Here is a 25,200-nt window from a genome sequence, read left to right as displayed (position 1 = left end):
GGGGGAAAGGTGGCGCTGCGAAGCAGCGACGGATTGGGGGAACCACGTGGCAATCAAGCCTCGGCCTGATCAGTCACACCAGTCACAGAAGATGCATGCATCGCGTAGCCCACTTCGTGGGGCGAGGAATTGTCGCCATGCTTGTTCATTTGCATGGCTGGCTGAAAACATGCAGACATGGCGCCCGACGCGAGCGATGCCAGGGGAATCAGCATGGTGGCAGTAGAGACAGTGCAGCGGGCATCGGGGCGCGGCATCTGGGGGTGGATGTTTTTCGACTGGGCGGCGCAGCCTTTCTTCACCGTCGTCACCACCTTCATCTTCGGGCCCTATTTCGTCTCGCGCATGGCGAGCGATCCGACCGCCGGGCAGGCCGCGTGGGGTTACGGCATTGCCGCCGCGGGCCTGGTCATCGCGGTGCTGTCGCCGGTGCTCGGCTCGATCGCCGACCAGACAGGGCCGCGCAAGCCGTGGATCGCCTTCTTCGCGGCCATCAAGATCGTCAGCCTCACGCTTTTGTGGTTCGCAGCGCCGGGCTCGAACCTTTTCCTGGTCGTGCTGTTGTTCTCGCTGGCTTCGGTGGCGGCCGAATTCTCCACCGTGTTCAACGATTCCATGATGCCGCGGCTGGTGCCGAAGGAAGAGATCGGCCGGGTATCCAACATGGCCTGGGGCCTTGGCTATCTCGGCGGCATGATCGCGCTGATCTTCGTGGTGCTGTTCCTGGCGGGCAATCTCGAGACCGGCAAGACGCTCATCGGCCTTGATCCATTGTTCGGACTCGATCCGAAACTCGGCGAGGATGCGCGCTTCACCGGGCCGATGTCGGCCGGCTGGTATTTGCTGTTCATCCTCCCGATGTTCTTCTTCACGCCGGACGCCACCAAGGGGATCCCGATCGGGCCGGCAGTGCGCGAGGGGCTGTCCGAGCTGAAGTCCACCCTGGTGGAGGTGCGCCAGCGCAGCGGCATCCTGCGCTTCCTCTTGGCCCGCATGATCTATCAGGACGGCGTCAATGCGCTGCTGGCGCTCGGTGGCACGTTCGCAGCCGGCATGTTTCACTGGTCGATCACCGAGATCGGCCTGTTCGGCATCATCCTCAATATTGTCGCCATATTCGGCTGCTGGATCGCGGCGCGGCTCGATACCGCGCTTGGCTCAAAGCATGTGGTGATGATCGCGCTGGTGATGCTGTCGGTCGCCACGATCGGCGTCGTCTCGACCGGACCGGGCTTTACGCTGCTCGGCCTGATTCCGCTCTCCACCGTCGATTCCGGCGGCCTGTTCGGCACCGCGGCGGAGAAAGCCTATATCCTCTACGGCCTGCTGATCGGGCTCGCCTTCGGTCCGGTGCAAGCCTCGTCGCGCTCCTACATGGCGCGCAGCGTGACCGCCGCCGAGTCCGGCCGCTATTTCGGCATCTATGCGCTGGCGGGACGCGCAACCAGCTTCCTGGCGCCATTCATGGTGGCGACCATCACCACCATCAGCGATTCGCCGCGGCTCGGCATGGCGGCCATCATCCTGTTCCTCGGCATCGGCATGGCGATCCTGGCGGAGACGCCATATCCGGCGGACAAGCGGTAGTATTTCCCTTCTCCCACAAGGGGAGAAGAAGAAGCGCTAATGCCTAAAATGCCTTATGCCGGTGAACACCATGGCGATGCCGTGCGCGTCGGCGGCGGCGATGACGTCCTCGTCGCGCATTGAGCCGCCGGGCTGGATGATCGCCGTGGCGCCGGCTTCGATCGCCGACAAGAGGCCGTCGGCGAAGGGGAAGAAGGCGTCCGAGGCGACGACCGAGCCCCTGGTCAGCGGTTCGGCGAGGCCGGCCGCTTCGGCAGCGTCGAGCGCCTTGCGGGCGGCGATGCGCGAGGAATCGACGCGGCTCATCTGGCCGGCGCCGATGCCGACGGTCGCGCCGTCCCTGGCATAGACGATGGCGTTGGACTTGACGTGCTTGGCGACGCGGAAGGCGAATTTGAGGTCGGCCATCTCTGCCGGCGTCGGCGCCCTCTTCGTCACCACTTTCAATTCGAGGTCGTCGACCACGGCATTGTCGCGGCTTTGCACAAGCAGCCCGCCGGCCACGGATTTCACCGTCGTGCCCGCGGCGCGGGGATCGGGTAGGCCGCCGGTGACCAGCAGGCGCAAATTCTTCTTCGCCGCGACGATCGCGGCGGCTTCGTCGGTGGCATCGGGCGCGATGATCGCCTCGGTAAAGGTCTTGACGATCTCTTCCGCCGCCTCGGCGTCGAGGATGCGGTTCATGGCGACGATGCCGCCGAAGGCCGAGACCGGATCGCAGGCCAACGCCTTGCCGTAGGCCGCCTTCAGCGATGAGCCTTCGGCAACGCCGCAGGGATTGGCGTGTTTGATGATGGCGACCGCCGCCGAGCGCGCCGGATCGAACTCGCCGACCAACTCGAAAGCGGCGTCGGTGTCATTGATGTTGTTGTAGGAGAGCTGCTTGCCCTGCAACTGTTTTGCCGTTGCCACGCCCGGCCGCCTGTCTCCCGACAGGTAGAAGCCTGCGCCCTGATGCGGGTTCTCGCCATAGCGCATCACCTGGTCGAGCCGGCCGCCGAATGCGCGCCATGTCGGATGCTCGATCTCCAGCGCCTCGGCGAACCAGCCGGAGATCGCGGCATCATAGGTGGCGGTGCGGGCAAAGGCCTTGGCCGCCAGCATCTTGCGGAAATCAAGCGACAGCGAGCCCAGATTCATCTCCAGCGCGTTGACGACGGAAGCATAGTCGGCCGGGTCGGTGACGATGGCGACGTAGGCGTGGTTCTTGGCCGAGGCGCGGATCATCGCCGGCCCGCCGATGTCGATGTTCTCAACGATCGAGGCATAGCCGGCGCCGGAGCGGCGGACGTCCTCGAACGGATAGAGATTGCAGACGACGAGGTCGATCGGCTCGATGCTGTGGTCGTGCATGGCCTTGGCATGCTCGGCGTCGTCGCGGATGCCGAGCAGCGCGCCATGCACCGACGGATGCAAGGTCTTCACCCGCCCATCCATGATCTCGGGAAAGCCGGTGAGCTCGGAGACGTCGCGGACCGCCAGGCCCGCCCCGGCGAGGGCCCTTGCCGTGCCGCCGGTCGAAACCAGCTCGACGCCGGCGGCGGCGAGCGCCTTGGCGAAATCGACCAGGCCGGTCTTGTCGAAGACGGAAAGCAGCGCGCGGCGCACCGGAACGAGGTCGGGCGCCGGAATGTTTTTTGTGGGCACGGCCATGCGGGGGCCTTTCACGACTGTTGGGAGCGTTGGCCGGCCCTAGCATATGAGCCCCGGAAATCAAGCGCCGCGTCCTTGGCAGTTGCGCGCCGGCTTCCCGAAAGGGTGAAGTTTGCCCAAGGGCGCTGCGTCGTTTACGGGATTAGGCTCGCTCATCATCGGAGGAAACAATCATGGCATTCGTGCGTGTAGGCCAGTTCAAGGCATTGACGGCAAGGGTCGAGGAACTGCGCGCTATCTATGAGGCCGAAGCGATCCCTGCCATCCGCGCCGCCCGAGGCAACATCAGCGCCTTGTTGCTGCAGCAGCACCAGGCGCGGGATGCCTTCATGGCCATCACCGTCTGGGACACCGCCGAGGACGCCGAACGCTACGAGCGGAGCGGCCAGGCCGCGGCAATGGTCGACAAGATCCGTTTTGCCTTCGCTGAACCGCCGTCGCTCGCCACCTATGACGCCTTCGGGATTCCTGGCTGAGAAGCGTCAGCTCAATTGCTTTCGGGATAGCCTGCGATATCGGTACGCGTCAGCTGCCAATGGACCTCGGCGATCTCGGAGGCCCTGAAGGCGAGCACGATCTGCCGGCTGCGGCGCGGGCCGCCCAATCCGGCGAAGTAGATCGATTCCTCGACCTCCGGCGCCATTTCGGCGCAGGTGAAAACCCAGGTGTCGCCCTGCGCGGCAGCCAGGGTCAGGCGGTCGTGATCGTCCTGCAGCAGGCTGATGTCGGGGTGGACGTGGAAGCGCACCGTGACGAAGTCGCGGCCGTTGTTGCGGATCGCGGCATTGCCCGGGCGCAGGAAACGGTCGCGGCCGGCAAGCACGTTGCCGTTCGCGGTCAGCTTCAGCTCGCGCTCGTGCAGGAAACCGAATTGCGCGACATAGCCGTCGTGGCGCGCGACGAAGCCGTGCACGCCCTTCTGGTCGAGGCGCTTGCAGGGCACGTGCTGCGGGCCGCCGATCAGCGGCGATCCCAACAGGTCGCTGACGCGCAGCGAGTGGCTGAAGCGCGCCGACGAGGTGTCGTTGAGCGTGGCGGTCGAATGCGCGGCGGTGGCGCGCGCCAGCGGCCGGAATTCCGGGGCGCCATAGGTGTCGATGCCGGCATTGACGATGAAGTGCTGGCGCCCGGAGGAGAGCTCGAAGGCGAGGCAGCCGGCATGTGCTGCGTTGGAGACGTCGAGCGGCGGCGGCAGGCCGGTGTCGGCGATCACCGTCACGCCGCCCATCGACAGCCGCTCGTAGCCGGAATGCGGCGCGTGCAGCAGCGGCGCGCCCACCGTGTCGTCATGGCGCATGATGGTGGCAATGCGGTCGTGGATGGTGGCGCCCATGCCGTTGAAGCGGGCGAGGCTGCCGTCCTGATGGCGAAAGAAACGCAGCGCCGGCAACATCCGGTCGATGGCGCCGATCAAGGCCGACGGTGGCGCCTCGGCCTGGTTGGCATAGGTCTGGCGCAACGGCAGAAGGTCGGCCAGCAGCTCCAGCACCGCCATCGGCTTGCGCGAGATATGGCCGCCATCGGGCAGGATCTGATGCTCGAGCTCCTCAGCCAGGTTGCGTGTCGCGGCACGCAGCGCCGAGGCCGGCGCCGGCAGGGACAGCGCGGCGAAGGCGAGCGCGATGCGGGCGCGCAGCCTGGCCTCGCCATCCGGCATCTCGCGCACCATCGAGCGGAGGTAGCGGATCTGCACGGCGAGCGATTTCAGGAAGGCGCGATAGAAAGGAAATTCGGCGCCTTGCAGCACCACCGAGGAATGCTGCAGCCAGGCGATCACCCGCTTGGCCGTCGTTCCCGGCTCCCAGGCGATGCCGGAGATCTGGTTGCCATGCATGGCGATCCAGTCGGTCACCAGGGCTCTCGCGTTGGCGGCGGCGAGCTCGGTGCCGGTGGCGCGCATGTGGCGCAGCCAGCGGAAGCCATGCAACGATTTCTGCCAGCCACGATTGGGCACGTCGAGCTGAAAGGGCGATCTGCCGCCGGTCTCGACCATGTGGCCGGACAGCGGGTAGCGACCGTAATAGATCTCCAGCGCGATTTGCGGATCGGCGAGCCGCAGATCCGGCGGCGCGATCAGGACGCGTTCGGGCGTGCGGCCGGAATAGCGCCAGCGATAAACCGGCCCGGCGCGGAGGCGCCGGCGCGTTTTGCGCCAGAACTCCCTCGCGACAAGCGTCCACAGACGCGTCGTGCTGCCGGCAACAAGTGCCAATAGCCCTCCTGATGTCCCCATAACCCGAGCACAAGCTTATGCGATTCAAGAACTTATGCGAAGGCGGATTTCGCCGAAGTGAAGCAATTCACGCGGCCGCGGCCGGGTCCTCCCTAAAAAAGTCCGGGCTTTCCGGGACATGCCGGCGGCGGCGCGGCGGCTTATGCCCTCCTGTGGCGGCGGCGGAACTCGCTCGGCGAACAATCCTCCCGGCTGCGGAAAAGCCGGGAAAAGTAGAAGGCGTCGGCAAAGCCCACAGCCTGCGCCACCGCCTCGACGGGCGAATCGGTCGCCGCCAACAGCTGCTTGGCGAGGTCGAGGCGGATGCGCAACTGGAACGATTTTGGCGACAGGCCGGTGTGCAGCGCGAACCTGCGCCGCAGCGTCGCCGGCGACATGCCGAACTTTGAGGCAAAGGCGCTGAAATCGATCGGCTCGGCGGCGTGGTCGCGCAAGTCGTCGACGACCTCGCGGAAATCCGGATCGAGGTCGCCGCTGCTTCGGTCCACTCCCTGCCGGGCAGCCTGCACGACCAGACGATAGAGGGTGGCGGCGGCCTCCGCCTGGCTTAGCGGCGTGTCTCGGGAAAGTTCGGCATGGAGCCGGTCGAACAGAAGGCACATGCCGCCGAGGTCGGACAAGGGAACGACCGGGGCCGGCTCGACGATGAGCCGCATGCGCGTGAAGTCTCGCGTGAGCGCGCCGCCGAAAAGCGCCCAGCGCTCGCTCCAGCCCGGGCCGTCGGGTCCATAGGAATGGGCCGTGTCCGGGAACAACCAGAACAGGCTGGGCGCCACGATCGCGTGCCTGCCCGCGGTCTTGGTTTCCAGCCAGCCCCGGCCTTCTTGAACGAGAACGACCGCGAAGTCCGGCAGCTTTCGCCGGATGATGGCCCGGCTGACACGATGTCGGCCTATTCCCCGCACCGACAGCCCGCCCATCGCGGCCGGCGGCGATCGATATAGCGCATAGGACGAATCCGGCATGAGCGAAAAGTCCAGTTGGAATTTCTGTCCATGGGAAGTGCCGCGAGACTAGGCCATTGTCCGCGCCAATTGAAGAACTCCGGATGATTGAAATGTCGGTATCTTGCTTCGGGAAAGCTTCCGTGAACGATCTTCCCCCGGTCGCCTTGACGGCCAACGGCAAGGCGCTGTCCACGGCGCCGGACAGGCTGGGACATCTCTCGCCGACCGATCCGGCGGTCGGCGTCGAGGCCATTCGCCGTCTCTATGCGACGCAAGGCTATGTCTGGCTGAAGGGGCTTTTACGGCGCCGCGACGTGATCGATTTTCGCGGCTTCGCGCTTTCGCATCTTGCCGCAAGCGGATTGCTGAAGCCGGAGACCGATGCTTCGCTGGGCATGGCGTCCACCGGCGCGTTCGATCGCCAGCTCGCCGATCGCCGGCTGATGTCATTGGTCCGTTCGAGCGCCTATGAAGGCTTTTGCGCGCAGCCCCGCCTGTCGCGGCTGATGGATGCGTTTGTCGGAGGCCTGTCCTACCTGCACAAGCGAAAGATCATGCGCTTCACCATGCCTGGAACCGCCACCGCCACGCCGGCGCACTACGACCTCGTCTATCTGCGCGGCGGCACAAACCGCGTGGTGACCGTCTGGATTCCGATCGGCGATACCTCCATCGACATGGGCGGGCTTGTCTACCTGGAGGGATCGCACGCCGTCGGCGCAACGATGGAGGCCCGCTTCAGCAGCGACAATGCCGGGCTCGGCCCGGAGGAGCGCATCAGCGCCTACAACCGCAACATGAGCGAAGGCGGCTGGGTGTCGAAGGACCTGCCGGCGATGGCGGAGCGGTTCGATGCGCGCTGGCTAATGGCGGATTACGAGGCGGGCGACGTCGTGCTGCACTCGCCCTACATGATCCACGCCTCCACGACCAACCGGAGCGTCGATGGCCTGATCCGCCTGTCGACGGACATCCGCTACCAGAATGTCGACGACGAAATCGACGCCCGCTGGGGGGATCACTGGAGCCTCGACGACATGCTTTAGGGTGGGCTGGTATTCAGGTGAGGTGAGAGTATGGACGAGGGTTTCCTGGAGCGATCGGCACGTCAGATCTCCCTCTCGTTTCGATGCTGAGCCTCGCGATTGGCCGAAGCCTTCCGAACTTCGTCATCCACGGGCGGAGCGACGCGAAGCGGAGCGGAGACCCGAGGATCCATTCCGTTACTTTCGCCGAGGAATGCAGCGGAGCAGAATTCTGCACCGTCGCAACGCTTCAGCGTAACGGAATGGATTCTATGGTCTGCGCCGCGTCGCTTCGCTCCTTGCTCCGCCATAGAATGACGAGGTTCGAAAGCCTCGGCTAATCGCGAAAGCGTGCGATCGGCTCACGCGAACACAGCAAACCTCTGTCCCCAGTGCCAGGAAAACCCTATCCAACCCGCCGCATCCGTGCGGCGAAGAAGCCGTCCAGGCCAGAAATCCCTGGCGTTCCCAGCGCCAGGTCGGCCGGCGTGGTGCGCAACGTCCCCTCCGGCGTCAGGAATCGATCGATGCCGGCGAACTCGCCCGGACGGACTGGATCGGCGACGACGCCGGGGCTCCCGGCGAGGAAATCCCGATAAAGCTCCTCGCCTTCAATCGGGTCGAGCGAGCAATTGGAAAAGACGATCCGGCCGCCGGGCCTGACGAGGCCAACGGCATGGGCAAGCAGCCGGCGCTGGAGGTCGGCTAGCTTCTCGACATCGGCCATGGTCTTGGTCCATGGCACGTCGGGGTGGCGGCGCACCGTGCCGGTCGAGGAGCAGGGCGCATCGAGCAGGACGGCGTCGAACAATTGCGCCGGCCGGTAATCCAGGAGGTCGGCCTGGACGAGCTCGGCGGCCAGGCCGAGGCGCTCGAGATTCTGGCTGAGCCGCGCCAGCCGGTTCTTCGAGGCGTCGACCGCGGTCACCTCGGCGCCGGCCAGGATAAGCTGCGCCGTCTTGCCGCCGGGCGCGGCGCAAAGGTCGGCGACGCGCTGGCCCTTGATGTCGCCGAACAGGCGTGCCGGCAAGCTTGCGGCGGCATCCTGCACCCACCAGGCGCCGTCGGCGAAGCCGGGCAGGTCGATGACATTGGCGGCAAGCTTTTCGACACGCACGGTGCCGGTCGGCAGCACGATGCCGCCCAGACGCTCGGCCCAGAGCGCCGGATCGGCCTTGACGGTGAAGTCGACGGGCGCCTCGTGGCGATGGGCGGCAAGAATGGCGCGCGCCTTGTCGGCTCCGTAGGCGGCGGTCAGCCGCTCCGAAAACCATTGCGGCGCCTCGCTGGTGGCGGCAGGCGCCGGGGCAAGCTCAGCCTCCTTGGCGCGGGCCAGCGAGCGCAACACGCCGTTGACGAGGCCGGAGAAACGCAGCGTTCGCGGATCGGACTTGGCGTGGGTGACGGCAAGGTCGACGGCGGCGCTGTCGGGAACATCGAGGAACAGGATTTGGGCGGCGGCGACATTGAGGATATGCGAGAGCGCCGTGGCGTTGGCCGGCAGCGGCTTTTCCAGGCGCTTGGACAGCAGCCCGGCAATGGTCATGCGGTGGCGCAGCGCGGTGACCAGGATGGCGCGCACCAGCGCTCGGTCGCGGCCGTCCAGCGCCTTGTATTGCGGATGGCCGTGCTCGTTGTCGGTCAACCCGTCCAGCGGCGTGCGGGCATCGATGACGGCGGCAAGCAGCCGCGCCGCCGCCTTGCGCGCGGCAAGGCCGGCGACGTTCTCGTCACCAGCCTTGTGTTGCGGATTGCCTGAATGTCCGCGCCTCGGCGGCGTCACGACCAGGGACCCTTCGACCGGACATTGCGCGGTCCGGTCGGGTTGCGGCCCCAGGGATTGGGCTTTGGCGGCGCCGGCTCAGCCTCCTCCGGCGGCGGGTCCGCCGGCTTGCCCCATGGCCCCGCCGACGGCTCCTCGGGCTGGATGGGTGGCGGAGAAGCCTGGCGCCGGGCGGCCGGCGATGCGCCGCCCATCGCGCGCGCCATCTCCTGAAGCGCGGCTATGCGGTTCTCGGTGTTCGGGTGGGTCGAGAACAGATTGTCCATGCGCTCGCCATGCAGAGGATTGATGATGAAAAGATGCGCCATCGCCGGATTGCGCTCGGCATCCTCATTGGGGATCCGTTCGGCGCCGCGTGCGATCTTGGCGAGGGCCGAAGCCAGCCACAACGGGTTGCCGCAGATCTCGGCGCCGCGTCGGTCGGCTTCGTATTCGCGGGTGCGGCTCACCGCCATCTGCACGATCATCGCGGCGAGTGGCGCAACGATCATCGCTACAAGCACGCCGACAAAGCCGAATGGATTGTTGTTCTCGCGGCTGCCGCCGAAGAAGAAGGCGAAATTGCCGAGCATCGAGATGGCGCCGGCGAGCGTCGCCACGATCGTCATGGTCAGCGTGTCGCGATGCTGCACATGGGCAAGCTCATGCGCCATCACCGCCGCGACCTCTTCGTCGGAAAGCTGCTGCAGGAGGCCGGTCGATGCCGCCACGGCGGCATTCTCGGGATTGCGGCCGGTGGCGAAGGCGTTGGGCTGCGGGTTGTCGATCAGATAGGTCTTCGGCATCGGCAGGCCGGCTTGCTTGGCCAGCGCCTGCACGATCGCGTAATATTCGGGCGCGTTCTTCGCGTCGACCTCGACGGCGCGGTTCATCGACAGCACCATCTTGTCGGCGTTCCAATAGCTGAACAAATTGGTGCCGGCGGCGATCAGAAGCGCGATGACCATGCCGCCCGAGCCGCCGATCAGATATCCGACGCCCATGAACAGCGCCGTCATCGCGGCAAGAAGCATTGCGGTGCGAAGCGTGTTCATCGTTTCATCCGTCTGGTCTGGTGGCGAATAGGGGTCGATCCTTCTGTCGTCATGGCTATATGATGGGAGACGCCGGTCGTCGTTTCAATCGGCGGGAGTATCGAATGACCGAAGAACCATACAAAACCGGACCGGTTGCCGCGACCGACACGCAGGCGCTGACGCCCGAAGCGCAGCGGGCGTTAGCAGAGGCTGAAGCCCGTCGTCAAAAGTATCGAGCGGCGGAAGCGCAATTGCCGAAGGAAATCGGCGGTCGCGGCGGCAAGGAACCTGGCCGCTACGGCGACTGGGAGGTGAAGGGGCTCGCCACCGATTTCTGACCAGAACCGGTTCCCTAGCGCGGAAATCTTGACCGGTTGGATAGTGGTCACGCAGATTGCATGCGTTGGCGATTGGTCGAATGCCCATCGCTTCGTCATTCTATGGCGGAGCAAGGAGCGAAGCGACGCGCGCAGACCATAGAATCCATTCCGTGACGTTGAGGCGTTGCAACGGAGCAGAATTCTGCTCCGCTGCATTCCTCGGCCAAGGTCACGGAATGGATCCTCGGGTCTGCGCGCCGCTGCGCGTCGCTCCGCCCGTGGATGACGAAGTTCGTAGGCTTCGGCCAATCTCGAAGGTTTGGCTGATTCGGCGAAACGAACGGTGAAAACAAGCCTTGCATCCGTCAAGGTCCCTGTACGAGCGACTTAGGCCGCAGCCCGTGTCGGCGACAACGCGATGAAACCGGTATCGTCCACCGCGATGCCGATTTCGTCATAGGAACGGATTGTCGGCTGTGGTGTGACCAGCGGGTGGACATGCGTGGCGCTGATCACCACTACCGACGCGCCGGAGGCCTCGCCTGCCGCGACGCCCGCCGGCGCATCCTCGAAGACCAGGCAGTCGCGCGCCTCGACGCCGAGACGCTTTGCCGCCAAAAGGAAGCAGTCCGGCGCCGGCTTGCCATGGGTGACGTCTTCGGCCGTGACCATCATGGCGGGAACCGGAATGCCGGCCGCCTCGATGCGCAGCAGCGCCAGCTCGCGCGGCGCCGAGGTGACGATCGCCCAGCGCTCCGGCGGCAGCGATTGCAGAAACGCGATGGCGCCGGGAATTGGCACGATGCCTTCGAGGTCCTCCGCCTCGGCCTTGAGCAGCGCATCGGCTTCCGCGACGGCGTCTACCCCCGGCAGCCTCAGTTCCGCGATCGTCTCGATCGCGCGCTTGCCGTGGATCGTGGGCAGGAAAGCCGCCACGTCGAGGCCGTGACGCTCCGCCCATTTTGCCCACACCCGTTCCGCTGCCGCGATCGAGTTGAGCACCGTGCCGTCCATGTCGAATAGGAAGGCGGCGAATTTCGAGCCTGCAAACATCGGATGTCCTGGAGAATCGTTTTCGGGGAGGGGCGAAACGCAGAGCCCAGTTTAGACCGGCCGGCACCGCCTGAGAAGGCGGCGCCGATGGACTTCTCGGCCGGGTCGTCATCGCCCACGGCCGCGACGCCACCGACGTGCCGCTCCTGCACAGTTTCGGCTCGCACCGGCTCACGCTGTTCAAGGTGTGGACCTACGAGCAGGAAGGCAACCGCTTCAATCCCCCGCATCACGGCGTTGATCGCACGGCCAGCACACAGATGCTCGGGTAGAGGCCTGTTTCACGACAATCGCTGGTCCGCTTCGGCACAGGCCGTTTGTGCCGAAGCGGGAACGACCGCGACAGCCGCCGGCATCATGGTAAGGGCTTCATGAACGTCTGCCTGCCAGCGCATTTTCGTTTACTTCCGGTTCACCTTCAGATTTGCCGAAAGCCAGCAAAAACAATGGATTAACCTCTTGTTGATCGCCTTGCGGCGGCCGTCGCCCGCGTCTGGCCGAATTCCTGCAACGCCTTTGCCGAGCGGTACGGTGCTGCGGACAGTGGAGGCGGAAGGGATGCGGCAGTTCAGAGGTGTCGTTCGTGGGGTGGACGGCTTTGCCCGCAATCGCGAAGGCAATTTCGCGGTTCTGTTCGGAGCTGCCGCATCGGTCCTCGCGCTGGGGGTGGGATTCGCGGTCAATATCTCGCAACTCTACAATGCAAGGTCGAGCCTGCAGGGCGTCGTCGACGCCGCTGTCACCTCGACGGCCCGCGATCTCACCCTCGGCGTCATTACGGAAACCGATGCCAGCAAAACGGTGCAGGCGTTTCTCGACGCCAACAGCACGGCCGGCATACTGCAGGCCAACAAGATCGTGCTCGACAAGCTCACGGTCAACAGGACGGCCAATACCGTGCAGGCGGATGCGCATGTCGATGTCGGACTCTTTTTCCCGCTGTTCAGCACCAGCAATATGCGGCGCGTGACTGCCTCGACCACGGCGCTCTATTCGGACAAGACCGTCGAGGTGGCGATGATGCTCGACGTCACCGGTTCGATGAGGCCCGACTGGCGCACCAAGACCAACAAGATCGGCGACCTGCAGACGGCCGCATCGCAGACGGTCAAGGATCTCCTGGATCAGAACCGGGATTCCAACGATCCCCGGATTCGCGTATCGATCATACCCTACGCCGAAGCCGTCAACACCGGTGGTCTGGCCGATACCGTCTTCGTCGAGACCGAGGCGGGGCCGAAAGTGCCTCCGCCGATCGATGCCCCGGTTGCGGTTTCCGCTACGGTGTCCGACCATTGCGCAACCGAGCGCAAGGACAAGGACGGCTACGCCGATTATTCATCGGACGGGCCCTACACGCAACGCCGGGACAACCAGGGCAAGATCTATCTGGCCAAAGTCAACCGCGACTACCGCATGAAGCTATGCCCTACGGCTGCGCTGGTTCCGCTGACTGCCGATGCGGACAAGCTGCTGACGGCGATCGATCATTTTCAGGCTGGGGGCGTGACCGCAGGTGGCATTGCCGCGCAATGGGGTTACTACATGCTCTCGCCATCCTGGCGCACGGCAATCTCGAGCGCCCGCCTGGGTGCCGGCCCCGCCAACTTCGATCGGAACAGGGTGGCCAAGATCGCCATCCTGATGACGGACGGCCAGTTCAACACTGCCTTTGCCGGCGGACGCGGCGCGTCGCGGTCGCAGGATCAAGGTCAAAAGTCGCGCGCCAATGCCGAAAACATCTGCGATAACATGAAGCGCGACGGCATCGAGATATTCACCATCGGCTTCGATCTCAACGACCCGGGCATGTCCGCGACCGAACGCGATCAGGCCAAGTCCCTGTTGAAGGACTGCGCGACTGACGACACCTCGTCGCTCAAGCATTATTACGAGGCCGCCAACGGCGCCGAACTGAAACAGGCCTTCGGCGAAATCAGCCGCAATATCGAAAAGCTTACAATCAGCCGCTGACCTGCAGCGCCGACGCCAAAAGGAAAAGGCCGCCGCTTCTTGACGAAGCCGGCGGCCTTCCGTGTTTCCGTCCATGACGCGGCTTCCGGCGGCAACCCCATCGGGCTACCTGCCGCGCGTCTCGCGCCTTAACGGGAAGACTGCTTCCCGAAAGTGCAATCCGCTGAGCTCACGTTATGGAAAACGAAATCACTCGACATCGGATCACCTCCTTTCAGTTCGTTGAACACACACAGATGATGGGGTGCGTCGCGGCAAATGGCAAGGTGCCGCAACGGAATGGCAGGCGGGAAATCCCTGCCCGCGGTGTTTTTGGGCAACAGATCGGGATTGCGCTACGCAGGCCAGTTGGATGACAGTGGCGCCCGGGAAGGTCCGCATTCATCGGGAGGTGAGAATGGACGCCGCCGACAAAGCCGCGCGGATCGCACGAACGGTCGTCGAGACGCTGAAACCGGGTTTCGCGGTCAAGCTCTGGACCGGCGAGCGCATCGGTCCCGCCGGCGGTCCGGTGCTCACCATCAACGACCAGGATATCGTCTGGCAATTGCTTCGCCGGCCGCGCTTCTCGACGCTGGTCGAGATGTGGATCTCCAAGACCGTCGACATCGAAGAAGGCACGCTGTTCGATTTCTATGCCTTGCCTTCGCAAGGCAAGCTCAAGACGAAGCTCAGATCGCTGCCGAAGCTGGCGATTTTGCGCGACCTGCCGGCGGTGCTTTTCTCGCGCAAACAAATGACGGCGCGCAGCGATCTTTCCGGCCGCAACCCTTATGTCAGCGGGTCGAACAAGGAGGCGATCCAGCACCATTACGACATTTCGAACGCCTTCTATCGGCTCTTCCTCGACGAGCGCATGGTCTATAGCTGCGGCTATTTCAGGGATTTCGCCAACGGCATCGGCCAGGCGCAGATCGACAAGCTCGACCATATCTGCCGCAAGCTCAGGCTGAAGCCGGGCGAAACGTTGCTCGACATCGGCTGCGGCTGGGGCGCGATGCTGATCCATGCGGCGAAGCATTACGGCGTCGTCGGCCACGGCGTCTCGCTGTCGCAAGCCCAGACGGAGCTTGCCCGCGAGCGCATTCGCGCCGAGGGTCTGCAGGACCGCATCACCATCGAGATAAAATCCTATGCCGAACTCTCGGGCACTTTCGACAAGATCTCGTCGATCGGCATGTTCGAGCATTTGGGGATCGCCAACCACGCTGCCTATTTCTCGACTGTCCATCGCCTGCTGAAACCCGGCGGCTTCTATCTGCATCATGCCATCACCCGGCGCAGCAAGGGCGACCTGAAGAAGACCCTGCGCAAGGGGCCGGAATACAAGGCCCTGATCAAATACATCTTTCCCGGCGGCGAGCTCGACACGATCGGCATGACGCTCGGCAATCTCGAGGCGCACGGCTTCCTCGTCTATGACGTGGAAAACCTGCGCGAGCATTATGCGCAAACCTGCCGCCTGTGGGCGGAGCGCCTACATGCGCGCTTCGACGAGGCGGTCGCCGAGGTCGGCGAGCCCAAGGCGCGGCTGTGGCTGCTCTATCTGACGGGTTGCTCGATCACCTTCGAGCGCGGTTCGGCGCAGATTTTCCAGACTGTGGCTACCAGGCGCGCCCGCGGCCCGAGCGGCCTGCCGCCGACACGGGCGGATTTGTACCGGTAGATCCGCCCGCTTCAGTCCATCAAGCGCATCGGCGCGCCGATCTCGATCCGCGCCGGCCGGTCGACGGTGCAGTAGACGCCGAGATTATGGGCGTTATGGCGTACCAAATTGCGCAGGATACCGGGGTCGGTGTCGAAGCCGTCCTGGGCGATGATGGTGAAGCCGCAGCGGCGGCAGGATTCGCAGACGGTGAGCTTGAGATCGCCGACCGCGAGCTTCCTGCCGATCCACTCCGTCTCCGGAAAGGAGCCTTCGACCGGGTCCATGTCGACGACGATGTTGGGCCGGAAGCGGCGCGGATCGGGCACGCCTTCGGGATGCAGCGCCTTCAGCCTGGCCAGCGAGGCGGTGGTGAGCAGATGGATCGGCGCCTTGAGATAGCGGACCTCGGTCAGCGGGCCGGCGTAGCCGGGTGCCGCGTCCTCCGCGCCGAACGGCCGGATTGAGGCCTCGAAGCCGAGAAAGGCCGATACCGTGCGATCGCTTTCAGGATCCGGCGCGGGCAGCCATTCGCCGCCGGGCACCGCCACTTCGAGCCGCCATTCCTTGTTCACCGGGGCCTCGCTCAGCCGGGTGCGGATCAGCGGCACCTTGTGCCATCTGGCCTCGCGGTCGGGCCTGGCGATCTCGCCGTTGGAAGCATCGACCAGTCCGAACAGCCGGTCGCCGTCGACGGTCCTCAGCCCGACGGAGATGGCATCGAGCCGCTCGCCGGCGAGCGAGCTCGCTGGATAACGCCAGAGCTGGCTGACGGTGCCGAGGATTGCCTCGCCGGTCATCAGCCCTTCTTGTTCTGCCGGTTGGCGACGAGGTCGTCGACCACGGCCGGATCGGCCAGCGTCGAGGTGTCGCCGAGCGCGCCGAAATCGTCCTCGGCGATCTTGCGCAGGATGCGCCGCATGATCTTGCCCGAACGGGTCTTCGGCAGGCCCGGCGCGAACTGGATCTTGTCGGGCGTGGCAATGGCGCCGATCTCCTTGCGGACATGCGCGACCAGCTCCTTGCGCAATTCCTCGCTCGATTGGGTGCCGGCCATCAACGTGACATAGCAGTAGATGCCCTGGCCCTTGATGTCGTGCGGGTAGCCGACGACGGCGGCCTCCGAGACCTTGTCGTGGCTGACCAGCGCCGATTCGACCTCGGCCGTGCCCATGCGGTGGCCGGAAACGTTGATGACATCATCGACGCGGCCGGTGATCCAGTAATAGCCGTCGGCGTCGCGCCGGCAGCCGTCGCCGGTGAAGTATTTGCCCTTGTAGGTCGAGAAATAGGTCTGCACGAAGCGGTCGTGGTCGCCATAGACGGTGCGCATCTGGCCGGGCCAGGAATCGGCGATGCAGAGATTGCCGTCGGTGGCGCCGTCCAGCACCTTGCCTTCGCCGTCGACCAGCTGCGGCTGGACGCCGAAGAAGGGGCGCGTGGCGGAACCCGCCTTGAGGTCGGTGGCGCCGGGCAGGGGCGTGATCATGATGCCGCCGGTCTCGGTCTGCCACCAGGTGTCGACGATCGGCACCTTGGCGTTGCCGACGACGTTGTAATACCACTCCCAGGCTTCCGGATTGATCGGCTCGCCGACCGTGCCCAGCACGCGCAGCGACTTGCGCGAGGTCTTCTTCACATGGGAATCGCCGGCGCCCATCAGCGCGCGCAGCGCCGTCGGCGCGGTGTAGAAGATGTTGACCTTGTGCTTGTCAATCACGTCCCAGAAGCGCGACTGCGAGGGATAGTTCGGCACGCCCTCGAACATCAGCGTCGTGGCGCCATTGGCCAAAGGCCCGTAGACGATGTAGCTGTGGCCGGTGACCCAGCCGACATCGGCCGTGCACCAGTAGATGTCGCCGTCATGGTAGTCGAAGACATATTGGTGCGTCATCGAGACATAGACGAGATAGCCGGCGGTGGTGTGCAGCACGCCCTTCGGCTTGCCGGTCGAGCCGGAGGTGTAGAGGATGAAAAGCGGGTCTTCCGCCTTCATCTTCTCCGGCTTGCAGTCGGCCTTAACGGTCTGCACCTCCTCGTGGTACCAGACATCGCGTCCCGGCACCCAGCCGGTCTTGCCGCCGGTGCGGCGAACCACCACCACCTTCTCGACCTTGGTGCCGGCCTTGGCGGCGACGTCGATCGCCTTGTCGGTGTTGTCCTTGAGCGGGATCGGCTTGCCGCCGCGCAGGCCCTCGTCAGCGGTGATTACGATGGTCGATTTGCAGTCGTCGATACGGCCGGCCAGCGCATCGGGCGAGAAGCCGCCGAACACGACCGAGTGGATCGCGCCGATACGCGTGCAGGCGAGCATGGCATAGGCCGCCTCCGGGATCATCGGCATGTAGATGGTGACGCGGTCGCCCTTCTTGACGCCGTGCTTCTTCAGCACGTTGGCGAAGCGGCAGACATGTGCGTAGAGCTCGTTATAGGTGACCTTGCGATCGTCGTAAGGGTTATCGCCTTCCCAGATGATGGCGGTCTGGTCGCCGCGCTTCTTCAAATGCCGGTCGATGCAATTGTAGGAGACATTGGTCTGGCCGTCCTCGTACCACTTGATCGAGACGTTGCCGTTGAAGGAAGTGTTCTTGACCTTGGTGAAAGGCTTGAACCAATCGATGCGCTTGCCGTGCTTGCCCCAGAACTTATCCGGATTTTTCACGCTGTCGGCATACCATTTGAGATAGGTGTCGTTGTCGATCAACGCGTTCTTCTTCCACGCCGGCTGGACGCGGTGGACATGCACATCGGACATTTCTTTGCTTTCCTCCCGAACCATCCACCGGCTTGCGCCGCCGGCGGCATCGCGGCGAAGCGGCCGCGAATTCGCGGGCATTATTAACAGTTCCGCGGCGACGGCAACATTAGACGTTGGATTCGCGTGGCGGGATGACGCAGGGGCATGCCGAAGCGCTGTCAGCACTCGCGTTCAAAGGCTGCTAACCAACTGTTTTTTCGATGGAAAACTCGGGTCTGGTATGCGAAAATCAATAGACAGTTAAGCAACCGGGCGCAGAATCCGGCGTTGGGAGGAAAGGAGATCGACCGTAAGGGGCTGCGATGCATGACCATTCCGAAATGGACCTGATGCTCAGGGGCTATGGGCTGACCACGGCCAAGATTCTCTACCACTTCCCGGACCATCCGCATCTGCTGCAGAGCTATGTCTGGCAGGACTACGACCTAGCTCCGGAATTCCCGGTGCTGATCCGCTTCATCGAGTTCTGGAAGACCAAGCTCGACGGCCCGCTGCATTCGGTCACCTATACGCATCACAAGCTGATCGCGCCGAACGAGTGGCGGAAGCTGGATGGGGAGTTTCTGGTGCACTGAGGCGGCGCAGAGTGTTTGGCGGAAACGCCCCTCGCTTCGTCATCCACGGCGAAGCAAGGAGCGAAGCGCGCGGCTGCTCCGCCCGTGGATGACGAAGCTCGCAAGGGTGCGGCTAATCGCATAAGTTTCATGATCGCCCTGGATATGGACGGCCGCGACTTAGTTACACCGCCGGCGGGTTCAGCCGGGCGAAACCTTCCTGGCGGCGATAAGGGAAGTACGGATAAGGCGCCGTCACCGCGCTTGCTTCATCGAGCGCCTTGATCTGCGTCGGCGTCAGCTCCCAGCCTACGGCGCCGAGATTCTGGCGGAGCTGCTCCTCGTTGCGCGCGCCGATGATCACCGATGCCACGGTCGGCCGCCGCAGGAGCCAGTTGATGGCGGTTTGCGGCACGGTCTTGCCGGTCTCGGCGGCGACCGCTTCCAGCGCGTCGACCACCTTGAAAAGATGCTCGTCCTCGACCGGCGGGCCGAAATCGGCGGTGCCGTGCAGCCGGCTCTTTTCCGGCAAGGGTTTTCCGCGACGGATCTTGCCGGTGAGCCGGCCCCAGCCGAGCGGGCTCCATACCAATGCGCCGACGCCCTGGTCGCGGCCGAGCGGCATCAGCTCCCATTCATAGTCGCGCCCGACCAGCGAATAGTAGACCTGATGCGCGACATAGCGCGGGTAGCCGTGCCTGTCGGCCAGACCGAGCGACTTCATCACCTGCCAGCCGGAGAAGTTGGAGACACCGACATAGCGCAGCTTGCCGGATCGCACGAGGTGATCCAGCGTCAACAGCACCTCCTCGACCGGCGTCGAGGCATCGAAGGCGTGGAGCTGCAGCAAGTCGATATAATCGGTGCCGAGGCGCTTCAGCGCCGCGTCGACGGAGCGGATCAGGCGCGAGCGGGACGAGCCCCAGTCGGCCGGGCCATCGCCCATCGGCAGCGCGGTCTTGGTCGAGATCAGCACTGCGTCGCGGCGGCCCTTGATGGCCTCGCCCAGCACCTCCTCCGAAGCGCCGTTCGAATAGACATCGGCCGTGTCGAAGAGGTTGACGCCCGCTTCCAGGCAGATGTCGACCAGCCGGCGCGCTTCCTTCGCGTCGCTGTTGCCCCAGTGGCCGAACAGCGGGCCGGAGCCACCGAAAGTGCCGGCGCCGAAGGAAAGCGCGGGCACTTTCAGGCCGGAGGCACCGAGAGATCTATATTCCATGATTTTTCTCCTTGGGACGTTGAAGGCGGAGTTCAGCCGATCAACACTGCGCCGTGACCGGCTTGCCGATCGCCCGGCCGCGTTCGAGGCGCAGCGCCATGAGCACGACGCCGAGCGCGGCGAGCGGCACCAGGCCGGCAACGAGAGGGACGGCGCCGAGGCCGGGGCCGTGATCGATGACGAAGCCGCCAAGCCAGGCGCCGATGGCGTTGCCGAGGTTGAAGGCGGCGATGTTGAAGGAGGAGGCCAGGCCCTGGCCGGCGCCCTCGGCCTTGTCCAGCACCCACATCTGCAGCGGCGCGACGGTGGCGAAGGCTGCGGCACCGAGCAGACCGACGGCGACGATCGCTGCAATGGGCTGGTGGATCGCAGCGGCCATGACGAACAGCACCGCCGACAGCGCGACCAGCGTGCCGATAACCGTCGGCACCAGATGGCGGTCGGCGAGGCGTCCGCCGAGCAGATTGCCCGCCACCAGACCGCCGCCGAAGACCAGCAGGATCGGCGAGACAGCTGACTCGGAAAAGCCGGTGACGCGGGTGAGGCTGGGCGCCAGATAGGTGAAGGCCGCAAAGACGCCGACCCAGCTCAGCACCGTGGTCAAAAGGCCGAGCAGCACCGGCCGGCGGCCGAGCACCGCGAGCGTGCCTTCGGAGGTCTCCTCTTCCTCCGTGGCTGCGGGCTGGTCGCGCGGCACCAGCAGCGCGATCACGGCAAAGGCGATGACGCCGACAAGCGTGACGGCCAGGAAGCTCGAACGCCAGCCATAGGCTTGGCCGAGCCAGGTGCCGAAGGGCACGCCGAGGATGTTGGCGACGGTAAGGCCGGTGAACATCAGTGCGATTGCCGAGGCCTTCCGGTTGGGCGCGACAAGGCTGGTGGCCACGACGGAGCCGACGCCGAAGAAGGAGGCATGGGCGAAGGCGGTCAGCACACGCGCCGCCATCAGCGTCCAGTAGTCGGGCGCCAGCGCACAGGCGAGGTTGCCGACGGTGAAGACCACCATCAGGGCAAGCAGCAAGGTCTTGCGCGGCAGGCGTCCGGTCAAGGCGCCAAGCAGCGGCGCGCCGACGACGACGCCCAGCGCATAGCCGGTAATGAGCAGGCCCGCGGCCGAGATCGAGACGCCGAGATCGGCGCTGACGTCGAGCAGCAGGCCCATGATGACGAATTCGGTGACGCCGATGCCGAAGGCGCCGGCGGTAAGGGCATAAAGAGCAAGAGGCATGGCGATCGTCCGTTTGTGCTGAAGGACGCAATAAGTCCCGCGCCCGGACCGGAAGATCGTGATCCGCCAGGTTGTGAACCAGCCTTGCATCGGGCATATTTTCTGTGAAATAGATTCACGAATGGCGAGACCGGACATCAACCGCTCCGGCGAGATCGAAGTGTTCGTCCGCGTGGTCGAGGCGGGCAGCTTCTCGGCCGCGGCGCGGGCTTTGCGCATGACGCCGTCGGCGGTGAGCAAGCTGATCGCGCGGCTGGAGGCGCGGCTTGGCGCGCGGCTGATCAGCCGCTCGACGCGCAAGCTGCAGCTGACGCCGGAAGGAGCTGCCTTCCATGACAGCGGCCTGCGCATCCTCGCCGATCTCGACGCGGCCGAGCGTGAAGCGGCGGCGGGCGCTGCGCCGCGCGGCAGACTCAGGGTCAACTCCTATGTGCCGTTCGGCCAGCACCGGCTGATGCCGCTCTTGCCGCGCTTCCTGGAAAATTATCCCGAGATTTTCGTCGAAGCCGTGCTGACCGACAGTGTCATCGACCTTCTGGAAGAGCGCGCCGATGTCGCTATCCGCGCCGGGCCGCTGCGCGAGTCGCGTCTGGTTGCGCGCAAGCTCGGCCAGAGCCGGATGGTCCTGGTCGCGTCGCCTGCGTATCTTGCAGCGCGCGGCAGGCCACGCGCATTGTCCGACCTCGCTCGCCACAACATGCTGGCCTTCGGCTTCGCCAGGCACATAGAGGGCTGGCCGTTTGTCGATGCGACGGGCAAATCGATCATCATGCCTATTGTCGGAAACATGTCGCTGACCGACGGCGAAGCGATGCGGCGAACGACGCTGGCAGGAGCCGGCATAGCGCGGCTGGCGCGCTGGCATGTCGAACCCGACATCGCCGCCGGGCTGCTCGTGCCGTTGCTTGAGGAGTTCAATCCCGGCGACGAGGAGCCGACGCATGCCGTCTATGTCGGCCAGGGCAAGCATCTGCCGGCCCGCGTCCGAGCCTTCCTCGACTTCCTCGCGGAAACCGTTCGTCTCTGAATGAGGAAAGAGCCGCGCGCTAGTGGCACGCGGCTCCGACCTGTCTGCTTGAGCGGAATTACGCCTTCGGCACGAACGGCGCAGGGCGCCGGCCGGCGCCTTGCCGCTCCAGCATCCAGCCGGGATATTCGGCAGGCAGCGCGCTTACCTCATCGAGCCTGGCGAGGTCGTCGGCATCGAGCTTCAAGCCGGTCGCGGCGAGGTTCTGCTCGATCTGGTCCATGCGGCTGGCGCCGATGAGGACGCTCATGACGAAAGGTTTGGCCAGCACATAGCTCAATGCTACCGTGGCGACGCTGACATCGTGCTTCCTGGCGACCTCGCGCATGACGGCAACCGCCGCCCAGGCGCGGTCCTCATTGACCGGCGGGAAGTTGAAGGAAGCGCGGCGGCCCTCGCCATTGCCGGGCGCGCCGGGGCCGTATTTGCCGGAAAGCAGCCCGCCGGCCATCGGCGACCAGACCATCAGGCCAAGCTTTTCCTCGTTGATCAGTGGCACGATCTCGCGCTCGAGATCGCGGCCGGCGATCGAGTAGTAGGACTGGATGGTCTCGAAGCGGGCGAAGCCCTTGCGCTCCGCGATGCCCAGCGCCTTGGCGACGCGCCAGGCCTGCCAGTTGGAGACGCCGACATAGCGGACCTTGCCGCTGGCGACCAGATCGTCGAGCGCGCGCAGCGTCTCGTCGATCGGCGTCACCGTGTCGGTGCCGTGGAGCTGGTATAAATCGATATGGTCGAGCTGCAGCCGCTTCAGACTGCCGTCGACCGAATCCATGATGTGGCCGCGCGAGGAGCCGCGCTCGTTGGGTCCGCTGCCCATGGCGCCATGCACCTTGGTGGCGATGATAACATCCGAACGTTTCACGCCGAGATCCTTGAGCGACTGTCCCAGCAGCTGCTCTGACTGGCCGAAGGAATAGACATCCGCCGTGTCGAAGAAATTGACGCCGGCGGCAATCGAGCGGCCGACGATCTCGTTGACGCCCTTCTGGTCGAGACTGGCGATCAGGCCCCATTGGGCATTCTCGCCGGCGGCGCCGAACGTCATGGTGCCGAGGCAGAGTTCGGAAACGAACAGGCCGGTGTTGCCGAGCTGATTATAACGCATGGTGAGATTCCCCGAGAAAGGAGTGAATGTGCACCAAGCAAATAGGAACGGCCCGTTTCGTTTCAAGTTCTGGCGCAAGCGCGGTGGTCAACTTGATGTGAAGTTGCCAATCAGCGGATCTTGAAACGTCAGACTTCCCAGGGATTGACGACCGTCACGCCCACGTCTTCGAAGTCAGCGACGTTTCGAGTGACCAGGATCAGGTCGTGCACGAGGGCGGTCGCTGCAATAAGGGTGTCGGCGTTCCCTCGCGTACGTCCCGCCGTGATGCGGCCCCACGCGAGGGCGATCTCTTCCGTGATCGCCAGGATGCGGTCCGTATTGTCTCGGCGCAGTTCCCGCAGCCAGACGTCAAGCCGGGCTGCCCTGTCGGGGTCGGTCTTGCGCTGCTTGACGATCCCACGTTCGATCTCACCAATGGTGATCACACTGAGACTGATCGAGGTCGGATCAACCGAAGCCAGCCAGGCGGTTGGTTTCGGTTGCCGCCTTTGTACGTCTGAAACAACGTTCGTATCGAGCAGATACATTAGAAGTCGACGTCCCGGATCATCGTATCCGGGCGGCGGGTGATTTCCTTATCAAACTCATCGTCCCAGCCTGGGCCGGTCAGAAGATATTCGGCGAGCGATTTTTTCTTCCCGGCCAGGCGGTCGTAGTCCTCGGCGGACAGCACGACCGCTGCCCGTTCGCCGCGAAGCGTCACGGTCTGCGGCCCCTCTGTGCGGGCGCGCTGGACCACTTTTGAAAAATTGTTCTTCGCGTCCTGAAGATGCCAGTTCATCCGCAGCTCCTGGTTCCCCGACATGGGGATTTTGAAAGGTTGCCGTTTGTCTTGGTGCAAGATTTTCCGTTCATTTCCGTGAAATCAGCACAAACGCCGGGGATTGGTTGAAGCCGCCTCAACCTCGTCATTCTATGGCGGAGCAAGGAGCGAAGCGACGCGCGCAGACCATAGAATCCATTCCGTGACTTGGAAGCGCCGCCGCGGTGCAGAATTTTGCTCCGTTGCATTCCTTGGCGAAGGTAACGGCATGGATTCCAGAGTCTTCGCGACGGAGCTTCGCTCCTGCTCCGCCCTAGAATGACGATCGCGATGGGCGTTTCGGCCAATCTCCAACGCATGCCACCTGCCAACGCAAACAGAGCCGACCGGTCAATATCACTGTGCAGTGCCACTAGCTAGCTTGGCTAGATATAGCGCGCAGCGGAATATCAATCAACTCCAGCGAAAGGTAGCGGGTGACGGCGTCACCGGTTGCCGAAAATCGCCGACCCGACCCTCACGCCGGTCGCGCCGAAGGCGATCGCGGTCTCGTAGTCGCCGGACATGCCCATCGAAAGTTTCGCGACGCCCGCCTCGCGGGCGAGCTTTTCCAGCAGCGCGAAATGCGGGCCGGGGTTTTCATCGGCTGGCGGGATGCACATCAGGCCTTCGATGGCGAGACCATGCACGTCGCGGCAGCGTTTGACGAAGGCGACCGCCTCGCGCGGCTCGATGCCGGCTTTTTGCGGCTCGGAGCCGGTGTTGACCTGGACATAGAGTTTCGGCGCCCGGCCCTGCCGGGTCATTTCTTTTGAAAGCTCAGCGGCGATCTTCTCGCGGTCGAGCGTCTCGATGACGTCGAAAAGCGCCACCGCTTCCTTGGCCTTGTTGGATTGCAGCGGGCCGATCAGGTGCAGCTCGATATCGGCAAATGCCGCCTTCAGCGCCGGCCATTTGCCTTGCGCTTCCTGCACGCGGTTCTCGCCGAAGACGCGCTGGCCTGCCTCGATGGCGGGGCGGATGTCCTCGGCCGCGAAGGTCTTCGACACCGCCACCAGCGTGACGGCGCCGGCCGCTCGCTTCGCCTCGCGTTCGGCATTCGCGATCTTCGCCCTGACCGCGTGAAGCTGCTCTACGGCGCTCGTCATGCCACTATCCTGCCCATAGTTTTACGCCGGAGCCGGCTCGCCGCAGTTGACGGGTCCGGCAATCCATGGTGAACACCGCGACGACATTGTCTCGGCTGCCGGCCTAGGCGTGTCGAATATTCAGGTGACGCCGGCCTGCAAATGCCGGTTTCCTGC

General features: G+C 64.6%; 22 protein-coding genes and 1 pseudogene. 9 read left to right on the top strand and 14 right to left on the bottom strand.

What is annotated here, in order from left to right:
• Positions 1–213 precede the first annotated feature (213 nt).
• The gene (locus FJ425_RS11445) at positions 214–1,587 is read left to right on the top strand and encodes an MFS transporter (protein ID WP_246673501.1); all 1,374 of its coding nucleotides are present in this window, start codon (positions 214–216) and stop codon (positions 1,585–1,587) included.
• 36 nt (positions 1,588–1,623) lie between these two features.
• On the opposite strand, the gene purH is transcribed toward FJ425_RS11445, so the two are convergent.
• Positions 1,624–3,240, bottom strand: coding sequence for a bifunctional phosphoribosylaminoimidazolecarboxamide formyltransferase/IMP cyclohydrolase (purH, locus tag FJ425_RS11440; RefSeq protein ID WP_140634203.1), 1,617 nt, complete (start codon positions 3,238–3,240; stop codon positions 1,624–1,626).
• 173 nt (positions 3,241–3,413) lie between these two features.
• On the opposite strand from purH, the gene FJ425_RS11435 reads away from it, so the two are divergent.
• Positions 3,414–3,716 carry an antibiotic biosynthesis monooxygenase gene (locus tag FJ425_RS11435; RefSeq protein WP_140634205.1) on the top strand — a complete coding sequence of 101 codons (303 nt, stop codon included), beginning with the start codon at positions 3,414–3,416 and terminating at the stop codon, positions 3,714–3,716.
• An 11-nt stretch (positions 3,717–3,727) separates the two neighbouring features.
• On the opposite strand, the gene FJ425_RS11430 is transcribed toward FJ425_RS11435, so the two are convergent.
• Positions 3,728–5,452: a heparinase II/III family protein gene (locus tag FJ425_RS11430; RefSeq protein ID WP_140634207.1), complete on the bottom strand. Its 1,725-nt coding sequence runs from the start codon at positions 5,450–5,452 to the stop codon at positions 3,728–3,730.
• 161 nt (positions 5,453–5,613) lie between these two features.
• Complete coding sequence (locus FJ425_RS11425; RefSeq protein ID WP_140634209.1) at positions 5,614–6,438, bottom strand: AraC family transcriptional regulator; 825 nt, start codon at positions 6,436–6,438, stop codon at positions 5,614–5,616.
• A gap of 92 nt (positions 6,439–6,530) precedes the next feature.
• On the opposite strand from FJ425_RS11425, the gene FJ425_RS11420 reads away from it, so the two are divergent.
• The gene (locus tag FJ425_RS11420) at positions 6,531–7,466 is read left to right on the top strand and encodes a phytanoyl-CoA dioxygenase family protein (RefSeq protein WP_140634211.1); all 936 of its coding nucleotides are present in this window, start codon (positions 6,531–6,533) and stop codon (positions 7,464–7,466) included.
• A gap of 385 nt (positions 7,467–7,851) precedes the next feature.
• Here FJ425_RS11420 and FJ425_RS11415 read toward each other — a convergent pair whose 3' ends face one another.
• Together FJ425_RS11415 and htpX are read right to left on the bottom strand one after the other, a co-directional pair.
• Positions 7,852–9,234 carry an RsmB/NOP family class I SAM-dependent RNA methyltransferase gene (locus FJ425_RS11415; protein WP_181164988.1) on the bottom strand — a complete coding sequence of 461 codons (1,383 nt, stop codon included), beginning with the start codon at positions 9,232–9,234 and terminating at the stop codon, positions 7,852–7,854.
• Entirely contained in the window at positions 9,225–10,262 is a 1,038-nt protein-coding gene (htpX, locus tag FJ425_RS11410; protein ID WP_140634215.1) for a zinc metalloprotease HtpX, read from the bottom strand. Before htpX ends, FJ425_RS11415 begins: the two co-directional genes overlap by 10 nt.
• 104 nt (positions 10,263–10,366) lie before the next feature.
• Between htpX and FJ425_RS11405 the strand changes: the two genes are divergently transcribed.
• Complete coding sequence (locus tag FJ425_RS11405; RefSeq protein ID WP_140634217.1) at positions 10,367–10,582, top strand: DUF1674 domain-containing protein; 216 nt, start codon at positions 10,367–10,369, stop codon at positions 10,580–10,582.
• Between the two features lie 369 nt (positions 10,583–10,951).
• On the opposite strand, the gene FJ425_RS11400 is transcribed toward FJ425_RS11405, so the two are convergent.
• Positions 10,952–11,617, bottom strand: coding sequence for an HAD-IA family hydrolase (locus tag FJ425_RS11400; RefSeq protein WP_140634219.1), 666 nt, complete (start codon positions 11,615–11,617; stop codon positions 10,952–10,954).
• Positions 11,618–11,712: 95 nt separating this feature from the next.
• Here FJ425_RS11400 and FJ425_RS31990 point away from each other — a divergent pair.
• The 3 genes and pseudogenes from FJ425_RS31990 to FJ425_RS11385 form a co-directional block, all read left to right on the top strand.
• Positions 11,713–11,889: pseudogene (locus FJ425_RS31990) on the top strand (transglutaminase family protein); the annotation flags it as partial.
• Positions 11,890–12,175: 286 nt separating this feature from the next.
• On the top strand, positions 12,176–13,591 hold the full coding sequence (locus FJ425_RS11390) for a pilus assembly protein (protein WP_140634221.1): 1,416 nt from the start codon (positions 12,176–12,178) through the stop codon (positions 13,589–13,591).
• 397 nt (positions 13,592–13,988) lie between these two features.
• Entirely contained in the window at positions 13,989–15,257 is a 1,269-nt protein-coding gene (locus FJ425_RS11385; protein WP_140634223.1) for a cyclopropane-fatty-acyl-phospholipid synthase family protein, read from the top strand.
• A gap of 11 nt (positions 15,258–15,268) precedes the next feature.
• Here FJ425_RS11385 and FJ425_RS11380 read toward each other — a convergent pair whose 3' ends face one another.
• Positions 15,269–16,036, bottom strand: coding sequence for an MOSC domain-containing protein (locus tag FJ425_RS11380; RefSeq protein WP_140634225.1), 768 nt, complete (start codon positions 16,034–16,036; stop codon positions 15,269–15,271).
• On the bottom strand, positions 16,036–17,991 hold the full coding sequence (gene acs, locus FJ425_RS11375) for an acetate--CoA ligase (protein WP_140634227.1): 1,956 nt from the start codon (positions 17,989–17,991) through the stop codon (positions 16,036–16,038). The genes FJ425_RS11380 and acs overlap by 1 nt, the downstream gene beginning before the upstream one ends.
• A 305-nt stretch (positions 17,992–18,296) precedes the next feature.
• Here acs and FJ425_RS11370 point away from each other — a divergent pair, with 305 nt between their 5' ends.
• Positions 18,297–18,569, top strand: a complete 273-nt coding sequence (locus tag FJ425_RS11370; RefSeq protein WP_140546619.1) for an aspartate-semialdehyde dehydrogenase — start codon at positions 18,297–18,299, stop codon at positions 18,567–18,569.
• Positions 18,570–18,732: 163 nt separating this feature from the next.
• Here FJ425_RS11370 and FJ425_RS11365 read toward each other — a convergent pair whose 3' ends face one another.
• Both FJ425_RS11365 and FJ425_RS11360 read right to left on the bottom strand, forming a co-directional pair.
• The gene (locus tag FJ425_RS11365) at positions 18,733–19,767 is read right to left on the bottom strand and encodes an aldo/keto reductase (RefSeq protein WP_140634229.1); all 1,035 of its coding nucleotides are present in this window, start codon (positions 19,765–19,767) and stop codon (positions 18,733–18,735) included.
• A 40-nt stretch (positions 19,768–19,807) separates the two neighbouring features.
• Entirely contained in the window at positions 19,808–20,995 is a 1,188-nt protein-coding gene (locus FJ425_RS11360; RefSeq protein ID WP_140634231.1) for an MFS transporter, read from the bottom strand.
• 121 nt (positions 20,996–21,116) lie between these two features.
• Here FJ425_RS11360 and FJ425_RS11355 point away from each other — a divergent pair, with 121 nt between their 5' ends.
• Positions 21,117–22,022 carry a LysR family transcriptional regulator gene (locus FJ425_RS11355; RefSeq protein WP_140634233.1) on the top strand — a complete coding sequence of 302 codons (906 nt, stop codon included), beginning with the start codon at positions 21,117–21,119 and terminating at the stop codon, positions 22,020–22,022.
• A gap of 58 nt (positions 22,023–22,080) precedes the next feature.
• On the opposite strand, the gene FJ425_RS11350 is transcribed toward FJ425_RS11355, so the two are convergent.
• From FJ425_RS11350 to FJ425_RS11335, 4 genes are all read right to left on the bottom strand, one after another.
• On the bottom strand, positions 22,081–23,130 hold the full coding sequence (locus tag FJ425_RS11350; protein WP_140634235.1) for an aldo/keto reductase: 1,050 nt from the start codon (positions 23,128–23,130) through the stop codon (positions 22,081–22,083).
• A gap of 128 nt (positions 23,131–23,258) precedes the next feature.
• On the bottom strand, positions 23,259–23,660 hold the full coding sequence (locus FJ425_RS11345; protein WP_140634237.1) for a type II toxin-antitoxin system VapC family toxin: 402 nt from the start codon (positions 23,658–23,660) through the stop codon (positions 23,259–23,261).
• Positions 23,660–23,914, bottom strand: coding sequence for a type II toxin-antitoxin system Phd/YefM family antitoxin (locus FJ425_RS11340; protein WP_140634239.1), 255 nt, complete (start codon positions 23,912–23,914; stop codon positions 23,660–23,662). The genes FJ425_RS11345 and FJ425_RS11340 overlap by 1 nt, the downstream gene beginning before the upstream one ends.
• 467 nt (positions 23,915–24,381) lie before the next feature.
• On the bottom strand, positions 24,382–25,044 hold the full coding sequence (locus tag FJ425_RS11335; protein WP_140723451.1) for a YggS family pyridoxal phosphate-dependent enzyme: 663 nt from the start codon (positions 25,042–25,044) through the stop codon (positions 24,382–24,384).
• Between the last annotated feature and the right edge of the window lie 156 nt (positions 25,045–25,200).

Origin of the sequence: Mesorhizobium sp. B2-7-2 (genome assembly GCF_006440775.1) — a bacterium.
GTDB lineage: Bacteria > Pseudomonadota > Alphaproteobacteria > Rhizobiales > Rhizobiaceae > Mesorhizobium.
The sequence above is the reverse complement of the archived record's forward strand: the minus strand, read 5'-3'. Positions and strand labels throughout refer to the sequence as shown.